Origin of the sequence: Psychrobacillus sp. NPDC093200, from assembly GCF_050280345.1 — a bacterium.
GTDB lineage: Bacteria > Bacillota > Bacilli > Bacillales_A > Planococcaceae > Psychrobacillus > Psychrobacillus faecigallinarum.
This window is the reverse complement of sequence record NZ_JBNNVC010000006.1, coordinates 80001-99423: the sequence shown is the minus strand read 5'-3', so window position 1 is coordinate 99423 and position 19423 is coordinate 80001. Positions and strand designations below refer to the sequence as shown.

Genomic DNA, 19423 nt, shown 5'->3' with positions numbered 1-19423 from the left:
GCGCACGGCTTCAGCCGCTTCCCTCGCTAAGCTCAGTCCAGGGTCTTCAGCTCGCGCTATTCCCGCTGGAGTCGCCGCTCCCATCACCAGTGCTTCCTATTAAAGGAATGAACAAGCCGGTTTGGCATGGAAACCCCAACTTGAAGTAATAAGAACCAAAATGATAAGCTGCAACGGACTTTTTCGCCGATTTAACCTAGATTAATTGGAAAAGGGTTGGGAATCGAAATGGTTTCCAACCCTTTTGTCATTTATTTTTCAAAATAAGTACACTGATTTGGAGAAATGAAAGCCTCTTTGAGGCAATCATCCCTTTTCTAAACAAACAAGAAAAGTGATTATGCTAAAATAGAATTAGAAGGGGTGGAGAAATAAATGAGATATGAAGTAATTATGTTCGATTTAGATGATACCTTATACGATTTTGGAATGACTGAGAAAAATGCATTTCAACAGTTATTTGTAGAATATGGATTACCAAATGGACTTCAGGATTATTTAAGCAGCTATAAGGCAATTAGTAAGGTATTATGGGATGAATTAGAAAACGGCATTACAACACTAGAACTATTAAAAATAGAGCGATTCAAACGTTTGTTTTTAGAGCATAGCCTCGAGTTAGATGTAGAAAAAGTAAGTGATAAATATATTGAAAACCTTGGAAGAGAAATTCACTTAATCGATGGTGTAGAGGAAATGCTTACGGATTTATCTGGCTGCCGTTTTGCTGTTTTAACGAATGGCTTCCAAATAGCCCAGCATGCAAGAGTCAACGGTTCTCCTTTGAATGGGAAATTTGAAGCTATAATCACTTCAGAAGAGGTTGGTTATCAAAAACCGCAGTCAGCTATTTTTGAATATGCATTCAAGAAACTAGGAATAACAGACCCGTCTAGCGTTTTAATGGTTGGTGATTCACTTACCTCTGATATACAAGGTGGGAATAATTTTGGTATTGATACTTGCTGGTTCAATCCTCAGCAAAAAGAAAATAGAACTTCTATTTTACCTACATATGAAATACAAGATTGGAAAGAGATGAAAAAAATAGTTCGAGGTCAAATGTTAGAAATTTAAGCTTTAGGAGATTCCAATATTAACAATTTTATTAAAAGAATAAACAAATCTACAAAGCAAATTGCACTCCTAATTTGTTTTATAACAAAAGAACGAAAAACAACAACGTACAAATAAACGTTGTTGTTTTTTTATTATTTGAGATTATAAAGATGCTCCTCTCATTGTATCCGCTGTAAAAGAGTGTTAAGTATTAAGCTCCGTCCCCTGTAGAATTAGCCTCTTACAATCCAACTTTTCCATTAAAAAAACAATAAAAAGATATTATAACTTCTTTTAGTTTTTTATATTAATCTCTGCATAATTTCTTCATATTTATTATCTATACTATTCGTGAGGATAATGAAAGGATAGGTGAATTTATTGTTTGACCAATTAAGTTTATTCTTGGCTTTTGGGGCGGGATTTTTGTCCTTTATATCGCCTTGTTCATTACCCCTTTATCCCGCATTTCTTTCATATGTAACTGGGGTATCTCTAAATGAACTTACACAAGATAAAGGTATGTTAAATAGAAAGGCATTGGTACATACGCTTCTTTTTTTACTTGGATTTTCATTCATTTTTATGGCATTAGGTTTCTCCACATCTTTTATAGGAACAATTTTTATTGAATACCAAGACTTAATACGCCAAATAGGAGCAATTCTTATAATATTTTTTGGTTTAGTAATACTAGGTATTATTAATTTTGACTTTCTCCTTTCAGAGAAGAGAGTTCAGTTTAAAAAGCGTCCCAAGGGACATATAGGGTCTGTGTTGATTGGTATGGGATTTGCTGCTGGATGGACTCCATGTACAGGACCAATTCTTGCTGGTGTTATTGCTTTAGGGTTTTCTGATCCTGAACGTGGAATCCTATATATGTTATTTTATGTCCTAGGTTTCTCTGTTCCATTTCTCATTATGTCGTTATTTATAGGAAAAATGAAGTTTTTACACAAAAGAAGTGAAATGTTTATGAAATTTGGAGGAACTTTAATGGTTGTCATGGGAGTCTTACTATATTTTGATATGCTGACAAAGATTATAGAATTTTTGACTCCTTTTTTTGGAGGATTTACAGGGTTTTAAATTAAATCAAAACTTATTAGAGAGTAGGTTTTTTACTATGGAAAACAAAAAGAAAAAAAGATTTTACATGCGACTTACACTTTTGACGTTAATGGTTGGAGTAATTGTCTTTACCATATACACTAATTTAAGTAAAAGTAAAAATGAAGTTTTACAAGTAGGAGATACAGCGCCTGATTTTGTATTAATTGATATGAATGGAGAGAGCCATAAATTATCTGATTACAGAGGTCAAGGGGTCTTTTTAAACTTTTGGGGAACTTGGTGTAAACCTTGTGAGAGAGAATTCCCGCTGATGGACAAACAGTATAAAAAAGTAAAAGACAACGGTCTTCAAATATTGGCAGTAAACATAGGTGAGTCCGATTTTAAAGTGCAAAAATATATTGATCGCAAAGGTTTGAGCTTCCCGGTTTTGATAGATAAAAATAAAAGTGTAATGGAGACATATAATATTAATCCTTTACCTACTACTTTTCTTGTTAACCCGGAAGGTAAAATTGAGAAAATAATCACTGGTGAGATGAGTGAGGAAAGCATAAAGCGATATATGGAGCAGATAATGCCTTCATAATATTTAGTTTCATTTGGTTATTTGGATTCTTTAGTGAGAAGGTGTAAATGGTTTGATGAATAGAATTTCGACAAAGTTAACAGCTTATTTTTTCATCGCTGTACTGATAATGGAAGCATTCCTTATTTTTTATCTCCATCAAAATATTGTACATGCAAGAATTGATGAGGAGTTCTCTTTATTATTAAAAAACGGATCAAATCATCGCGAGGTACTTCTTGAATACTACTCTGATACTACTATGAGACATATCGTATTGATGGAAAAGGGAAAGGAAAGAGAAGTCGTTATTACAAATAACAAAGGGGAAATCATAAATAGCTCATTTGAAAAAAATTTGCCTTTAGATGACTATATCCCACTAATAAAAAATCTGGATTCGAAAAAAGATGAAGTACTAGTTTCAGAGTGGAATGAATCACCTTATATTATAAGTGCACATCCCTATAAAGTGAGTAATGATCAATCTGGTTATGTTGTCATGTTTCAAAGTACATCTTCTATTAAGCAATTGGTGGATAAGCTAAACATGCATTTTGGAATTGCCGGTGGGACAAGTGTTATCCTCTTGTTTATCGTCTATACGGCATTATCTAGACTACTTACGAGACCTTTAATACGTATGAAAGAAGCTACGGAGAACTTAAGCAAAGGGGATTTTGCTGTGAGTCTTCCTTCCATCGGTAAGGATGAACTCGGGAAATTGTCAGGTTCTATTCAAAAGTTAGCAAATGACCTAGAAAGAATGAAAACGGAACGAAATGAATTTTTAGCTTCAGTTGCTCATGAACTGAAAACTCCTCTTACATATCTAATTGGATATTCTAATGTAGCAATGCGAAAAGAGATTAGTAAAGAAGAACGTGAGCAGTATCTTTTAATAATTGCAGAAGAGTCAGAAAGAATGAAAGAACTTGTAAAAAATTTATTAGATTTAGCAAAAATGGATGAGAATTCTTTTACTGTATCAAAGGAGTATTTTGATGCACAGCCGTTTTTTGACAACATCATCAAACTAGTTGGACCTTCTTTTGAGATGAAGAATATCAAACTAAGTTATGTATGTGAGGACAATTTTCAAGTACATGCCGATTCTTTGCGATTAGAGCAAATTGTATTGAATTTACTTGATAATGCATTGAAATACTCTAAAGAAAATACAAAGGTTTCATTGGATGTACGTAAAAAAGAGAAGAGGACAATCATTTCTGTTATTGATTGTGGAATAGGAATTCCCAACGATGAAATTAGTTTCATATTTGAAAAACTATACCGTATAGAAAAGTCACGTTCACGTTCGTTTGGTGGATCAGGAATTGGGCTTGCTGTTGTGAAGGAATTAGTGGAAGCACATGGAGGAAGCATTGAGGTTCATAGTATTTTGGGAAAAGGAAGTACATTTACAGTAATAATTTAGGATTATGTAAGGATTGAATAGGAGGTTTTGAGCGTTTATGCAGAAAATTTTGTTAGTGGATGATGAGCCTAGAATGTTAGATTTAATTGAATTATTTCTTCAGCCACTTGGATTCATATGTATGAAAGAAACAAGTGGCAAGAAAGCAATAGAGATACTGCAAAATGAGAAAGTTAATCTTGTCCTTTTAGATGTCATGATGCCAGAAATGGATGGATGGGAAGCTTGTAAAAAGATAAGAAAGTTTTCTGATGTTCCTATAATTATGCTTACAGCCAGATCTGAAAAGTTAGATTTAGTAAAAGGATTAAACACTGGGGCTGACGATTATATAACAAAACCTTTTGATGAAAAAGAGTTGGTGGCAAGAGTTAATGCAATATTACGCCGGTTATCTGTGAATGAATTGGAGGAAGTGTCTATAACTTACGAAGCTTTTAGACTAAATAGGGAGACTTATTCATTACAATACCATGAAGCAATCGTACAACTAACATTGAAAGAATTTTATATTATTGAAGCATTAATTACTCGCCCCAAAAAAACATATACACGCGAAGAGCTATTGAATGCTGCATGGGAATTTAGCACATATACAGACACAAGAACGGTAGACTCACATATACGCAATTTGAGAGAAAAATTGAAAGCTAATGGTTTCCCTATTGATGAATTTCTTAAGACGGTATGGGGAATCGGATATAAATGGAGCTAAGGGAGTTATATTAAAATGAAAAAATATAAATTTTTAATTGGTTTAATTGTAATATTATTTCTCCTGTCTGCATGTAACTCAAATGAAAAGGAAGGATATTTATTTAACGAAGTTAAAAATAATAAAATTGATCATATACACGGTATGGGATATATAAATGGAGGAAACGAATTTGCCATTGCAACACATTTAGGATTATATGAATATGGCAAAGAAGGATGGAAAGAAGCAAATAGTCAAAAACATGATTATATGGGCTTTCAAGCTGTACGAGAAGGATTTTTCTCAAGTGGTCACCCAGAAGAAGGAAGTGAATATAAAAATCCTCTAGGTCTTATAAAGAGCAACGATAAAGGAGCAAGTTTCGAACAATTAGCTTTTTATGGAGAGATTGATTTTCATTATCTTGCGGCTGGCTATGATTCAAATACAATTTACGTATTAAATGAAACACCCGTTAAAGAGATGGATGTAGGTTTACACTATTCTGTAGATGAAGGTGTTTCTTGGAAGAAGGTTGCTATGAATGGATTTACGTCAGATTATATTTCCAATTTGTCTGCACACCCAACGTATAAGCAAACTATTGCTGCAGCAAGCAAGGATGGATTATTTATTTCGGATGATTATGGACAAAATTTTAAACGGAAGAATGATACTAATAATATCACGTATGTAACATTTAATGAGACAGGAGGTTATTATTCTAATTTTGATAATGATAAGGTATTTCTAAAATCTTTCATGATAGAGAATAGTGAGGAAACAGAAATTGAACTACCATCTGATTTAGAAATGGATCCCATTATCTTTATTGCAATAAACCCAGGGAATCTAAAAGAGATCGTAATAGCTACAAACAATAATAATATTTATGTAACAAAAGACGAAGGATTTTCTTGGGATAAACTCGCTTCAAATGGTGAGTTATCAATATAAGAAAATAGAAGGTGAATTTAGATGTACAGTTTGATGTCAAAGATAAGTCAAACAATAAGTAACCCAGTTACTGATTTCTTACACTCCTTCGAACATTTTCCGATTGTAGTCGCACTTCTACTTGGTTTAATTGGGGCGGCTGCACCTTGTCAATTAACGGGGAATTTAAGTGCTATTACCTTTTATGGAAATCGAACAATTCAAATGAAGGGGAATTGGGGAGAGATTATATCTTTTATCGTAGGGAAAATCGTTGTATATAGTTTAATTGGATTATTGGCTTGGATATTTGGTCAATCCTTTGAGACAAAAATGACAGAGTTCTTCCCAATATTTCGTAAAGCGATTGGGCCACTTATGATGGTTACAGGTCTTGTACTTTTAGGGATTTTTAAGTTTGGCTTTATTAATAGATTAACTATGCGCATCCCATTGGTATTAAAAGAAGGGAAGTTAGGTTCTTTTCTATTAGGAGCTAGTTTTTCATTAGCATTTTGTCCTACAATGTTTATCTTATTTTTTGTTTGGTTAATGCCTACTGTTTTATCAACCTCTTATGGTTTTGTCTTACCTGCAGTATTTGGATTTGCGACGTCCTTACCGCTAATTCTTTTGTTTATATTAATTTGGTTATTTGATGCAAGGCAATTAATAATGAAAAAAAGTATGAAGCTGGGAAAAGTTATTCAGAATTTAGCAGGCATTATAATTCTTATGATAGGACTTTTTGACACAATCACTTACTGGGAAATATAAGCTTTTTGGTCAATTATTTATGGGGAAGTTCTGCATAGTTTTTTCATAATTTCAGTGTATGATTGTCTTCAACAACAAAGTTTCTTTTGTTGTGTGTAATTAATAAAGATTGAGGAGGATTATAATGAAAAGAAATTTAATAATATGTACCATTTTGTTGGTTGTTGTAATGATTATTTCTGCTTGTGCTAGTGATGAGAAGGAAACCAATACAAACCCTAATCCTAATAATATGAACATGAATGAAAGTTCTGGCGAGAGTATGGAAGGTATGGATCATTCTAATATGGACATGTCTGGGTCTGGTGAAGTTCCTGACGGATTGAAAGTAGCTGAAAACCCAACTTTTGAAATTGGCAGTCAAGCGATTTTAGAGACTGACCATATGAGCGGCATGAAGGGTGCAGAAGCAACTATTGTAGGAGCTTATGATACATCTGTATATGTCATTTCTTATACTCCAACAACTGGTGGCAAAAGGGTGGAGAATCACAAATGGGTAATTCAAGAAGAAATAAAAAATGCCGGTGATCAACCTTTAAAACCAGGAACAGAAGTTACCATTGAAGCTGACCATATGGCTGGAATGGAAGGTGCTAATGCAGAAATTGACTCATCAGAAGCTACGACCGTATATATGGTAGATTACATTTCAACTACAGACGGGGAAGCAGTTACAAATCATAAGTGGGTAACAGAAAGTGAACTATCAGCAAAATAGACTAAAATTTTTATAACTTTCACGAAAGAGTTTGTTTGAAGTTGCGGAAGAAATATCAATATTATGATTCCACTTCTATAGGGAAAACTGCAGAACAGATACTTCTTTCTTAAAATTACTTTCTAAAAATAAAAATGGCGTTGATGCCATGCTGCTTTTTTAGGTTGTATAGACTATTATCAAAAAGAAATTTAATGTATTTTGAGATTTTAAAAATTATAATTTTTTTTAATATATAATTTTATAATTTTCCAAAAAATGTATACTTTTCTTTTGTTTAATGAGATACTATGGTAATAACAATGATAAATTGTTAATGCCATAACTTGGAGTTGAACATGTTTGTGATTGCACGTAGCACGAATGGTGTTACAGAAGTGTTGAAAAATTCAAATAGCCAACTGATAAAAGTATTTTACAATCTTGAAGAGGCCGAGCAATTTGTAGCTCGGTTAAACAAAAGTATATTACCTGAGAAGCAGTGGACTGTCATAGAGGACTCATTAATGTTAAAGTTAAACGAGTAAGGAAATTTTCCTTACTTTTTTTTGTGGGTAAAAAAAGTGAGAAATTTAATACACTTAAGCTACCTGATACTATTGGACGCCTATATTTGATATAATAATATCCATTACACAAGAACGGAGATTTAAAGTGAACACACCAGTAAAAAAGAATGATCAGTTAGCGGTTTATATAGAGGATTTGACACATGATGGATCTGGCGTTGCTAAGGTCGACGGCTATCCACTATTCATACATGGTGGTCTGCCAGATGAAAAAGCGGAAGTACGTGTTTTAAAGACATTAAAGAACTATGGATTTGCCAAATTATTAAATATTGTAGAGCCCTCCCCATTTCGCGTAGAAGCTCCATGTCCTGTATTTTATGAATGTGGCGGCTGTCAGCTCCAGCATATCAATTATGAAGGTCAGTTAAAATGGAAAGAAAATATGGTTCGAAATGTCATGCAACGATTAGGCAAGATTGATGCGCCAGTATTACCTGTAAAAGGAATGGACAACCCTTGGGAATACCGTAATAAATCTCAAATTCCATTTGGTTTAGCGGATGGAAAGGTGATTGCAGGGTTTTATCAGGCGAAGTCTCACAGAATTGCAGACACTCCAACTTGTTTGATCCAATCGGATGAAGCTGATCGATTGATGAGAGCATTCAAGGAAAAGGCATTAGAGCTAGACTTAGTCCCTTACAATGAAGACACAAAAAAAGGTCAGCTGCGTCACTTAGTAGTCCGTAAAGGCAGAGCAACTGGCGAGGTGATGGTCGTTTTAGTAACAAAGCATCCTAAGCTTTCAAAGAAGGAAGCAATTATTGAACTAATTAGAGAAGCAGAACCAAAAGTCACCTCGATTATGCAAAATGTTAATTCAAGAAATACGAACGTCATCTTCGGAGACGAAACAAACCTATTGTGGGGGAAACCAACGATTGAGGATTTAATCGGAGATGTTCGATTTGAAATATCTGCTCGTTCCTTTTATCAGGTAAACCCAGAGCAGACAGAAGTATTATATAAACAGGCACTCGATTATGCTCAGCTTTCAGGAGACGAGACTGTAATTGACGCTTATTGCGGAATTGGTACAATTTCATTGTTCCTTGCGCAAAGAGCGAAGCAAGTGTTGGGTGTAGAAATTGTCCCTCAAGCGATTGAGGACGCAAAAAGAAATGCTGAGCTAAATGGCTTCACTAACACATACTTTGAAGCTGGCCCAGCAGAGGAAGTCATTCCACGGTGGTACAAGGAAGGAAAAAATGCTGATGTTCTAGTAGTGGATCCCCCGAGAAAAGGCTGCGACGAAGCACTTCTGACGACAATCATAGAGCAACGCCCAAAACGTGTAGTTTACGTCTCATGTAACCCAGCAACACTAGCGCGTGATCTTCGCATTTTAGAAGATGGCGGCTATAAGACACAGGAAATTCAACCAGTGGACATGTTCCCTCAGACGACACATTGCGAAGCGGTCGCTTGGTTGGAGTTAGCTGACTAACCCTTATATTTAAGCGTGTTTTTTAACGTACGCTTTGTTTGGATGAGTCTTTGGTATATCTAACTTAATATTTGTTGAAACATAAAAAGCAGACGGTTTAGAGGTACAGTAGTGTACCTCTAAACCGTCTGCTTTTACTATTATCTTATATATGAACCGCGCCAAAATTTCTGGCGTAAGTTCTGTTAACAGTTGTTTCGGATTCAACTGCAATTGTATATAAGCTTTTAATTCTTGTCGATCTACAATAGTTGTACTGTCATTTTCTACAAGCTCATTAAGTCCAGCTTTTAATTGATCGATTTGTGGATTGATTTCATTCATTAATAAATCATAATCATCTTTATCGATACTTTCATCTAACGATGCTTATTTTTCCAACATTTCAGGGAAAGTAATCGATTCTTTAATTGAGAAGCAGTTAACTAATTTTGAAAATGAAGCTTCTAATAATCGTAATCAAGATAATATTGCTTCAGCGTTGGATACCTTAAATTAGCGTAAAAATATCATCTAACAAAGATTTTTATTAATGCAGTTTCAATTGGTCTGAAGTTTTCAGAGCAAGCTGCTTTACCGAATTTATTCTGTTTACCACAGACATAGCATTCTCTTTTAAAATGTAGCCCAGCCCCACAACTTCCACATATGAGTATCCTAGTAAAGAGGTGATTTGATTGCTGTGAGCGTACACGCTTACGTGATTTGATTAAATGCTGCACCAAATTAAAACCTCTTTGGAGATAATCGGTTCATGGGTATCTTCAACTACAATCCAATCTTCTGGTTTAATAGCTAATCTTTTTTTACTCGTAACAGAACGCTTGTAAGAAGCAGAACAAAGTATTATTTTACTCACTTGAAATGTCTAAAAAACAGGTATTAACAAGGGCCATTTGTGCTGAAGCAAAAGTTAAAATGAGCTTTTTCGGTAAAGGAGTAAATCTCTTGGAGGAACAGGAGATTACAGCGATTATACGGGCAGAAGGAGAAGTTTCTAATTGGGATTTAGTAATTTCTGAGGATACAAGTATACAATCCATTAAAGATCTTTCTATCAATAGCCGCCGCTCACAGTTAAATACAGAAGAAGCTGGTAAAGCATTTAGTTGTCATTGATTATTTACAGCTCATTCAAACGGACAAATCTATTATAAGACATTTAGCAATTGCTGAAATAATACTGAAAATAAAAATATTATTGAAGTCGATGTCGCAAAACACCGGAATGGTCCAACAGGTACTATTAAACTCATATTTAAAAAAGAGACCGGTAATATTTACGACTTAATGAAATCCGTTTAAATGTAGGAACTAATATTGGAAACTATTATTAGTTCCTACAAAAACTAGAGTCTTTAAAAAACCTCTAAATACAGTGATATCAAGGGTTTGTAATGGTTACTAATTGTAGTAACCATTACTTTAAAATTTGATTTTTGGGTATTGAAAATGGAAAGGTTTGATTGTTTTTTGTAATAGTGACTACTAATAGTTCCAAATGTTAGATACTAATGCATTTATCCATAGCCTTAAAAGTCGAACAAACGCTTTCATATCAAGGGTTTGATATAGTTAATAATAGTCACTATTAATGGTTACTAAAGTGAATAAAGCTTAATTTAAGTGCGGTAGAATATATGTATCTTAATAAAGGGATACATTCTTCTTTAGATTAAAAAAACAATACATGAGAAAAAATGCAAGTCTACATAAAGTGTGTTCTTAAATATATTTTATAAATAAAGGAATTTATATTGTTGTGTTGAATAAATTATGTATAAATCTTATTTGTATATAATGACAATAATTTGAATAAGTTTCTTGGAGGGATATTCTATGACTTGGATTGTGAGAGTTGGCAATAATATATTTCCATTAAGTGAAGAAAAATTTGATATTAGAATAGCATTATCTGAATGGCGTTATGAGGGAGAAATGTATGATTTAGAAGTAGCAGAAGAAGTTTGTGAAATTTGCGGTCATCAAAATATTAGATACCAATTTGAAATAGTGAATAAATATAACAATAATACAATGTTAATCGGTTCAGAATGTATTACTAAATTTGAAATTCCTGTATTGAATGAAGAAGGATATGTACTTAGCAATCGTGAGGCAAAAAGAAAAGTAAATAGTGATAGAAGAAAGTTAGTAACAGAAGCTAAAGAAAAACATGTGATTAATTCGTTAGTCAGACTTAGTGCATTAGATGAAAATTTTGATATTGAATCATTTATTCTATATTTTAAAAATAGAAAGGCATTTACACCAAATCAACTTGCTATCCTAATCTGGCGTTTAGACAAAGCTAAAGTCGAATATAATAAATCTAATTTTAAATTAATTATTACTCGAAATCGGGAAAAACAACAATTGAATGATATGGAAGAATGGAAGCTGAAAAAAATCCTTCCTTGCATGTCTTCTACTCAGAAAAAACTTGTAGAACATAAAATTCGCTTTAATTATTAAATTATAATCCCCCTTCTATTTTAGTATTAATGCGCTTTTTATTTGTAAAATAAATCAGGGTGAACTTTAACTACAATTAGTTAAAATAGTAGTTTACGTCTATTATATATATAATAGAAAGCAGCATTAAATTGTATAGAAAGGAGGGGGAATTTTGAATAAAGATTTATATAAACGTTTGTTTAAAGGTATTTATTCTGAAGATGTAACAGCGTTAAAAAAATTAGCGGATATTATAATTTCAAATGAATACAAAAAAAACCATGTATTATTAGCTGAGACTTTAGAAAAAATTAAACAGACTGAAAAACCAAAAGTTGAGAAGCAGTTTTCTAAGCATGTAGTTAATAAAAATTTCGGAAATGAAATGAGTGGATTACCTATAAGTAAAAGAGACAATTCACAATTAGTTACCTACATCCCACGGGAAAAATTAAAACATCATATGGTATTGAATGATGAAATAGAGACTAAACTTCAAAGTATTGAAAAAGAATATGTAGCAAGACATAGATTAGCTTTATTTAATTTGATTCCAAAGAAAAAAATTTTATTATATGGATCTCCAGGCTGCGGTAAAACATTAGCAGCAGAAAGATTAGCCTGGAATTTAGGGCTTCCTTTATTAAAAGTAAGATTCGATACGTTATTATCTTCATATTTTGGAGAATCAGCTTCGAATTTAAGGTCTATATTTGAATACTGTAATAATAATGCTGTGGTTTTACTATTAGATGAATGTGACTTTATTGCAAAATCTCGAAAAAATGGTCAGGATGTTGGTGAGGTTCCTAGGATAGTGAATATGTTATTAACTTTATTAGATGAATATGAATCTCCGGGATTATTAATTGCTACTACAAACTTAAAAGTCGCTTTAGACGAAGCTTTATTTAGGAGATTTGATGACATTATAGAATTACCTAAGCCATCTAAAAAGGAGATTAAAAGGCTAATTTTAGAAACCTTATCTGCTATGAAAATAAGTAAGGAGATTGATTTTGATATTATTTCTAAAGAGTTAGAGGGCCATTCTTCTGCTAATATTGTTTCTATAGCTCAACAAATAGCAAAAAATGCTGTTTTAGAAGATTCTAATATTATTAAAAAAGACCATGTTTCGAATGTAATTAATGGTATCACTATGAAATATTAAAGAGGTGAAGTTATGTCAATACACCATGATTTTTCACATATTACTTTAAAGCAAAAAATAGTAGGAAAGCCAAAATATAGAGGCAATGGAAATCCAAGCCCGAGAACTAATGAGAATAAAGACAATCGTATAAAACATGGCAAATCTATTAAATCTAAGGCTTCAGAATTATCGAGGTTTTGGAAAGAAAAGCAAGAAGAACGTGTTAGAGAGCAGCTTCCTCAAATAGAAACTGGAATTCCAATTTTATTAGAAATTGATCCTACAAGTGATATTAGTTTTTTAAAGGGTTTAGGTTTTGAAGTAGTTTCAGAACATGGTAATGGATTTGTTATTGTATCAAATGGTGATTTAGAATTTGCAACATTAATAAAAAAGACAGATGATTTTATTAATGAGGTTTCTAAAAGATGTAACACTCCCGCTCGAATTTATGCATTTCATGATGATAAAGATAGGGTAGAAAGAATATGTGGTGCCAACTTATTAAGTATTTGGGGAGCGATTTTAGATGATGATATATATGAAATTGATGTAAGTATTAGTTGCTCTGGAAATATTTTTAATTTGGAACAACCACCTGAAAAAGAAAATGATGTAAATGAAGATGAGTATAAACGAAGTAGGAAATATTTAAATTGGCAAAAAAAATATTTTGAGGCTTATCAAAAGTGGGATGATTTGAAATATGAACGCGAAGAACAATTCACTGAATTTATAGAGCATTATGGTGGAGAAATTATAGGTTCTTTTATTGATGGAGAACCTAAATTTTTTGAACTATGTGATAGTTTTTCCGCGAGAGTAAGAATCTCAGGTAAGTGCATAAAAGATTTAGTTTATAATTTCTCTTATATTTATCAAGCTGAATACGTAGGAGATTTATCTATAGGAGAATCTTATGAAATAGGTGCAGCTGATATAAACGAGGATTTAGAAATTATTCCTCCTGATGAAGATGCCCCAATTATTACTGTAATAGATAGTGGGATTCAAGAAGAACATAAGTACTTGGAGCCTGCTATTTTAAAAGAGGATTCAAAATGCCTAGTTATAGGGAAGACTACAGTAGCTGATGAAATATCAGGGGGAGGTCATGGTACAAGAGTAGCTGGAGCTATTCTTTATCCACATCAAATACCGAAAAATGGTACATATAAATTACCTTGTTTTTTAAGAAATGCTCGTGTATTAGACGAAAATAATGAATTTTCGGTTAGGACTAGTATTTTCCCACCATTATTTATAAGGTCTATTGTTGAGGATTTTACTATAAAGGCTGAAAAAAAGACTAAAATCTATAATCATTCAATTGCAGAAATAAGTTCATGTGAAATAAAACATATGTCACCATGGGCGAGTGAAATTGATCTTCAAACTTATTTAAATGATGTATTATTTATTCAAGCAACAGGAAATATCTATGAACATACAATTAAGGATTTTTATAATGAAGGAAATAACTATCCTACCTATCTATTTGATGAAAAATCACGTATTTCTAATCCAGCTCAAAGTATGCAAGCATTGACGGTTGGATCGATTAATAGCGAAAGTTTTGAAACACTTGATCAAATAAGTATAGGTGGGAAAAATGAGCCTTCAGCATTTTCGCGTTCAGGAGCAGGGATATGGGATTCAATAAAACCCGATGTAGTAGAATATGGTGGCACATGGGTAAAAAATAAGGTAGGAGATTCAGTAGATTTAGTTTTATCTTCAGAAGTATGTGTAGAATTAATAAGAACTTCACCAACTGGCCCAGCATATTCAAAAGATGCTATAGGAACTTCTTTTGCGGCTCCTAAAGTAGCATATATCGCAGCGGAAATTCAAAAGATATTCCCTAATGCTTCAAGTTTATTATATAGAGCCTTAATTGCACACTCAGCAAGTTGGCCAATAGCTTTAAATGAAACTTTTAATTCTAATGAAACTATACTTAGACATATTGGTTATGGTCTTCCAGACGTTACTAGGGCTACCACAAATGATGAATATAGAATTACATTATTAACGGAAGAAGATAATATTATTTACGGGAATGAAGCACATATTTATACCATACCTATTCCTAGTGAAATATTAGATATAGGTGAAGAATATGATATTAGGATTGATGTTACATTGTCTTATTCAGCTAAACCAAGAAATACACGTAGAAAAACAAGTAGATATATGTCTACTTGGTTAGATTGGCGATGTAGCAAAATAGGTGAACAAATTGATGCATTTGAAAAAAGAATTTTTGAAACAGGTTCATCTGTAGAAGATGATGGGAATTTTAAGTGGGAAATAGGCGAACAAAGTAATCATGGACAAGCGAAAGAATTTTCTCGTTCATATAGTACATTACAAAAAGATTGGACTACTATAAAATCTAATCAGTTAACAGATAGCTTTTGTATTGCAGTTAGAGGTCATAATGGGTGGGATGGTAACATACCTGCAAAATATAATTTAGTTGTAGGATTTGAAGCTATCAATAGAGATGTACAAATTTATAGCCTGATAAGAAATGAAATTGAAATAGATGATGTTCTTGTAGAAGTTGAAGTATAAGCTTTAAATTTCTTTACAGGACAATTTCTATTAGATTTAGATTTAGATTCATATTTATTAATGATTTCTTATTGAATTATATTTTACGAATAATAAATAGTATATTTAAAATAGGCATTTAAGGTGATTCTACTACATTCTTATTATTTAAATAGTCCACCATCAACACTCACTGCATTGTGAAGCGGTTGCTTGGTTGGAGTTAGCATAGTTTTCAAAAACGAATTCTGATTTTGGAATTCGTTTTTTTATTTTTCGCTTATTTAAATTTAGTCTGGAAGAAGCTCCTACTTATGATATAAATTCAATACATCTGCTAGGGTCTTTGATTCATTTTTAAACTCATACCTGTCACGTCGTGATTATTATCTTGTTTGCCGTGGTGCTTTCAGTTAAACTTAGTGTAATTAAATGAATTTGCAGGGGGACACGTTTGTGTTGAGAAGGTAAAACCTGACCCTTAGAACCTGGCTGTTAATACGGACGTAGGGAGCAAAGTACACGATGATCAATATGTACTTACTTAAGCTCCGCGTATTATTTACGTGGAGCTTTTCTTTTGCAAATACTTTAATTGCGGGGGGACACATTGTGTTGAGAAGGTTAAAACCTGACCCTTAGAACCTGACAGTTAACACTGGCGTAGGGAGCAATCATGGGTGTAGTCTACACTTTTTGGGCGTCTCTATTAGAGGCGCCTTTTTTGCACTTACGTCCACCAATTAAGGAGGACAAAAAAATGGAGTTTTGTGAAAAAGTTAGACAGGAGACGCAATTTTATTGGGAGGCTAGTTTTAACCATCCGTTTGTGCAAGGTATTGCTGATGGTAGTTTACCACTCGAAAAGTTCAAGTTTTATATGCTACAGGATGCGTATTATTTAAAGCATTACACAAAAGTCTTAGCTTTAGCAGCTGCAAAGGCAACAAATGACGAGGACATTCAGTACTTTTTAAACAGTGCGAGATTTATTCATGAAGCAGAGCTTGAGCTTCACCGTACAACTTTTCAAGATTTAGATGTAACGGCCGAAGAAATTGAAAATTTTGAGGTGGCACCAGCTGCTTATAATTATGTGAGTCATATGTACAATGCTGTACATAATGGCGATGTAGCAGAAGCATTTGCTGCCATATTACCTTGTCCGTGGCTCTATCAAGAAATTGGGCAACAGCTTAAGTATGCTCATCCGAATGTACCGCTGTATGCGCAATGGATTGCATTATATGCATCTGACGAAATGCTTCAATCGATCAATAAGCAAAAGTCGATGTTAAATCGTTTTGCGAAGGAACAGCCCATGAAACAAAAGGTTTTAAAGGCACATTTTGAAAAAAGCTGTTATTACGAGTGGATGTTTTGGGAAATGCCATGGACGATGCAAAATTGGACAAAAGGGGTGTATATGAATGAGCCTACAAAAAATTAATCTACAAAAACCTTTAGTGCATTGTATCACCAACTATGTCGTGGCCAATTTTACAGCAAATGGCTTACTAGCAATAGGAGCTTCACCTGTGATGGCCGATGCGGTTAAAGAAGCGGCGGAAATGGCATCAAAATCGAATGCGCTTTTATTAAATATCGGCACATTAAATGAACAGACAATAAAATCAATGCTTCTAGCAGGAAACAGTGCGAATGTGAAGAACATTCCTATAGTTTTTGATCCCGTCGGTGCAGGGGCAACGAATTTTCGATTAGAAACAACGATGGAATTATTACAACAACTTAAAATTAATTTAATTCGGTGTAATGTCGGAGAACTCGCGGCTATTGCAGGTGTTACTTGGCAAGCAAAAGGCGTCGATAGTGGCGTGGGTGAACTTGATGTAGCTGAGACGGCCATGCATGTTGCAAACAAATATAACTGTCTTGTGATTGTGACAGGTAAGCAAGATGTGATTACAGATGGTATCAGAATAGAATGGATCGTAGGTGGTCATGAAAAGGTAACGAAAATGACAGGAAGTGGCTGTCTATTAAGTGCCCTTTGTGCAGCAGAGCTCGCAAGCTGTGAAAATGCATTCGAAGATCTTGCGAATCTACTTCGTGATTATAAACAAGCAAGCTCAAATGCGTATTCAACGATTGGGACATTCCATATGAATTTTCTAAATCAACTTGAATATTTAGCGGAGGGACACCAATGATTACATTAACGATAGCGGGTTCAGATAGTGGAGGCGGAGCAGGCATTCAGGCAGATATTAAAACGTTTCAAGAGCTTGGTGTATTTGGTACAAGTGTTATCACTGCCTTAACCGCCCAAAATACGTTAGGTGTACATGGCATTTTTCCAACAACAGTACAATTTGTAGAAGCACAATTGAAGGCGGTCCTTGAAGATTTTAATGTGACAGCGATTAAAACAGGCATGTTATTTAATTCAGAGATTATTGAGTGTGTCGCTGCTACACTTAAAAATAGAGGCTTACCTCTTATCGTTGACCCTGTGATGATTGCGAAGGGCGGCGCCAGCTTGCTTCAACAAGAGTCTATACAAGCTCTTAAAAATAAGCTGCTACCCATTGCAACTGTTTGCACACCAAATATACCAGAAGCCGAGGTCATAAGTGGTCGCTCCATTCATACGGAACAAGAACTATTTCTAGCTGCTCAAGATATTATCTCCCTTGGGGTACAATGTGTGGTTATGAAAGGTGGACATTTAGCTGGTGACAAAGCGATTGATGCGGTGTTTATAAAAGGGGAGGTTCCTTTTGTCTTAGAAACGAATCGATTTGAAACTAAACATACGCACGGAACAGGCTGTACATTTTCAGCAGCATTAACAGCAGAAATAGCAAAAGGAAAATCTTTGCAAGAAGCCGTTTTGGAAGCGAAAAAATTTGTCCATTTAGCGATTAGCAATCCATTAAATATTGGGCATGGTTTTGGTCCAACGAATCATTTTGCCTATCGTCAGCTTGAGGGGAAGTGTGATGTTGTATGTCACTAAATCTCGATAAATATTTTATTATGGGTACGATTAATTGTAGGCGTGATCCTTTAGTGGTGTTAGAAGCAGCATTACAAGCCGGTATTACGATGTTTCAATTAAGAGAAAAGGGTGAAAATGCACTTACTGGCGATTCCTATGTACAATTTGCACGTAAATGCCAAAGTTTATGTCACGCTTACAAAGTGCCATTTCTAATAAATGACGATGTAGAGCTAGCCTTAAAGCTTAATGCTGATGGGATTCATGTTGGTCAGGATGATTTAAATATTGAAATGTTTCGTAAGCGTGCAGAAAATAAAATCATCGGTGTTTCTGTGCATACGATGGAGGAACTGGAAAAGGCGATTGCAAATGGTGCAGATTATGTTGGGATTGGACCCATTTTTGAAACATCATCAAAAAAAGATGCCGAACCACCAGCAGGGGTTGCATTTTTAAAGAAAGCAAGAACTGACTATCCGAATGTCCCCATTGTAGCAATTGGTGGTATTTCACCAACAAACAGTAGCATCGTACGTGAAGCTGGGGCTAATGGTGTTGCAGTTATTTCTGCCATTAGTCTTAGTGAAGATATTTGGAAGACTGTTAGAGAAATTTAAAGTGAATTTTCGTAGTTAATACAAATATAATTTGTTATAAAATCTATAACTTCATTAATCATTATACGCATTGAAGTATGAAGATAAATATGAAAAGGCTACCTTTAACTATAGCAAGTCCTAGCTAATTGCTTAAACCACCAGCATCAAAGTGTTGCCACATAATGCGAAGCAGTGGCATGGTTGGAATTAGTTTAAAGTAACTAAGCAGACGGTTTAGTAGTGCGATAATGCATTTCTAAACCGTCTGTTTTATATTTATCCTATTTTTAATCAGATAAGAATGGGGATAAGTAAGTATTGTAGAAATTAAACCGAAAAAGAATAGGTGGTTTTACGTCATTGCTAAGCTTAATACCTTCTTTTATCTGTTT

At 33.9% G+C, this 19423-nt stretch carries 19 protein-coding genes, 1 pseudogene and 2 riboswitches; of the genes and pseudogenes, 18 read left to right on the top strand and 2 right to left on the bottom strand.

Translation table 11 applies throughout. The annotated features are described in order from the left end of the window. Nucleotides 1-375: 375 nt before the first annotated feature. The 10 genes from ACQKNZ_RS18325 to rlmD all read left to right on the top strand — a co-directional run bounded on the left by ACQKNZ_RS18325 (nt 376) and on the right by rlmD (nt 9292). A complete protein-coding gene (locus tag ACQKNZ_RS18325; RefSeq protein ID WP_151112750.1) occupies nt 376-1077 on the top strand; it encodes a YjjG family noncanonical pyrimidine nucleotidase in 702 nt (233 codons plus the stop codon). 363 nt (nt 1078-1440) lie between these two features. Further along, nucleotides 1441-2151 carry a cytochrome c biogenesis CcdA family protein gene (locus ACQKNZ_RS18320; RefSeq protein WP_427661086.1) on the top strand — a complete coding sequence of 237 codons (711 nt, stop codon included), beginning with the start codon at nt 1441-1443 and terminating at the stop codon, nt 2149-2151. Between the two features lie 37 nt (nt 2152-2188). Continuing rightward, nucleotides 2189-2725: a thiol-disulfide oxidoreductase ResA gene (gene resA / locus ACQKNZ_RS18315; RefSeq protein ID WP_427661084.1), complete on the top strand. Its 537-nt coding sequence runs from the start codon at nt 2189-2191 to the stop codon at nt 2723-2725. Between the two features lie 55 nt (nt 2726-2780). After that, entirely contained in the window at nt 2781-4142 is a 1362-nt protein-coding gene (locus tag ACQKNZ_RS18310; RefSeq protein ID WP_191697812.1) for a sensor histidine kinase, read from the top strand. Nucleotides 4143-4179: 37 nt separating this feature from the next. Next, a complete protein-coding gene (locus ACQKNZ_RS18305) occupies nt 4180-4857 on the top strand; it encodes a response regulator transcription factor (protein WP_191697789.1) in 678 nt (225 codons plus the stop codon). Between the two features lie 15 nt (nt 4858-4872). After that, the gene (locus ACQKNZ_RS18300; RefSeq protein WP_151112758.1) at nt 4873-5796 is read left to right on the top strand and encodes a F510_1955 family glycosylhydrolase; all 924 of its coding nucleotides are present in this window, start codon (nt 4873-4875) and stop codon (nt 5794-5796) included. 21 nt (nt 5797-5817) lie between these two features. Continuing rightward, on the top strand, nt 5818-6552 hold the full coding sequence (locus ACQKNZ_RS18295; protein ID WP_427661081.1) for a sulfite exporter TauE/SafE family protein: 735 nt from the start codon (nt 5818-5820) through the stop codon (nt 6550-6552). A 124-nt stretch (nt 6553-6676) separates the two neighbouring features. Beyond that, on the top strand, nt 6677-7273 hold the full coding sequence (locus ACQKNZ_RS18290) for a YdhK family protein (RefSeq protein ID WP_427661079.1): 597 nt from the start codon (nt 6677-6679) through the stop codon (nt 7271-7273). A gap of 338 nt (nt 7274-7611) precedes the next feature. Next, nucleotides 7612-7800, top strand: coding sequence for a hypothetical protein (locus ACQKNZ_RS18285; protein ID WP_144542031.1), 189 nt, complete (start codon nt 7612-7614; stop codon nt 7798-7800). A 127-nt stretch (nt 7801-7927) separates the two neighbouring features. Next, complete coding sequence (gene rlmD / locus ACQKNZ_RS18280) at nt 7928-9292, top strand: 23S rRNA (uracil(1939)-C(5))-methyltransferase RlmD (RefSeq protein ID WP_427661077.1); 1365 nt, start codon at nt 7928-7930, stop codon at nt 9290-9292. Nucleotides 9293-9301: 9 nt separating this feature from the next. Here the strand turns inward: rlmD and ACQKNZ_RS18275 are convergent, their stop codons facing one another. Then, nucleotides 9302-9616, bottom strand: coding sequence for a hypothetical protein (locus tag ACQKNZ_RS18275; protein ID WP_427661075.1), 315 nt, complete (start codon nt 9614-9616; stop codon nt 9302-9304). A 385-nt stretch (nt 9617-10001) separates the two neighbouring features. After that, nucleotides 10002-10151 (bottom strand): recombinase family protein, encoded by a 150-nt coding sequence (locus ACQKNZ_RS18270; RefSeq protein ID WP_427661073.1) that lies wholly within the window; start codon nt 10149-10151, stop codon nt 10002-10004. Between ACQKNZ_RS18270 and ACQKNZ_RS18265 the strand changes: the two are divergent. The 8 genes and pseudogenes from ACQKNZ_RS18265 to thiE form a co-directional block, all read left to right on the top strand. After that, a pseudogene (locus ACQKNZ_RS18265) lies at nt 10124-10411 on the top strand (DnaB-like helicase C-terminal domain-containing protein); the annotation flags it as partial. The gene ACQKNZ_RS18270 and the pseudogene ACQKNZ_RS18265 sit on opposite strands and share 28 nt — an antisense overlap. 720 nt (nt 10412-11131) lie before the next feature. After that, on the top strand, nt 11132-11767 hold the full coding sequence (locus ACQKNZ_RS18260) for a hypothetical protein (RefSeq protein WP_427661071.1): 636 nt from the start codon (nt 11132-11134) through the stop codon (nt 11765-11767). A 154-nt stretch (nt 11768-11921) separates the two neighbouring features. Then, nucleotides 11922-12923, top strand: coding sequence for an AAA family ATPase (locus tag ACQKNZ_RS18255; RefSeq protein ID WP_427661069.1), 1002 nt, complete (start codon nt 11922-11924; stop codon nt 12921-12923). 12 nt (nt 12924-12935) lie between these two features. Next, nucleotides 12936-15485 (top strand): S8 family peptidase, encoded by a 2550-nt coding sequence (locus ACQKNZ_RS18250; protein WP_427661067.1) that lies wholly within the window; start codon nt 12936-12938, stop codon nt 15483-15485. Nucleotides 15486-15896: 411 nt separating this feature from the next. Then, nucleotides 15897-15994: riboswitch (TPP riboswitch) on the top strand. Between the two features lie 59 nt (nt 15995-16053). Continuing rightward, nucleotides 16054-16151, top strand: a riboswitch (TPP riboswitch). Nucleotides 16152-16224: 73 nt separating this feature from the next. Continuing rightward, nucleotides 16225-16914, top strand: coding sequence for a thiaminase II (tenA, locus tag ACQKNZ_RS18245; RefSeq protein WP_427661065.1), 690 nt, complete (start codon nt 16225-16227; stop codon nt 16912-16914). Beyond that, the gene (gene thiM, locus ACQKNZ_RS18240; RefSeq protein WP_427661063.1) at nt 16895-17638 is read left to right on the top strand and encodes a hydroxyethylthiazole kinase; all 744 of its coding nucleotides are present in this window, start codon (nt 16895-16897) and stop codon (nt 17636-17638) included. The genes tenA and thiM overlap by 20 nt, the downstream gene beginning before the upstream one ends. Beyond that, the gene (gene thiD, locus ACQKNZ_RS18235) at nt 17635-18447 is read left to right on the top strand and encodes a bifunctional hydroxymethylpyrimidine kinase/phosphomethylpyrimidine kinase (protein ID WP_151112768.1); all 813 of its coding nucleotides are present in this window, start codon (nt 17635-17637) and stop codon (nt 18445-18447) included. Before thiM ends, thiD begins: the two co-directional genes overlap by 4 nt. Continuing rightward, entirely contained in the window at nt 18438-19049 is a 612-nt protein-coding gene (gene thiE, locus ACQKNZ_RS18230; protein ID WP_191697786.1) for a thiamine phosphate synthase, read from the top strand. Before thiD ends, thiE begins: the two co-directional genes overlap by 10 nt. The last annotated feature ends 374 nt before the right edge of the window (nt 19050-19423 follow it).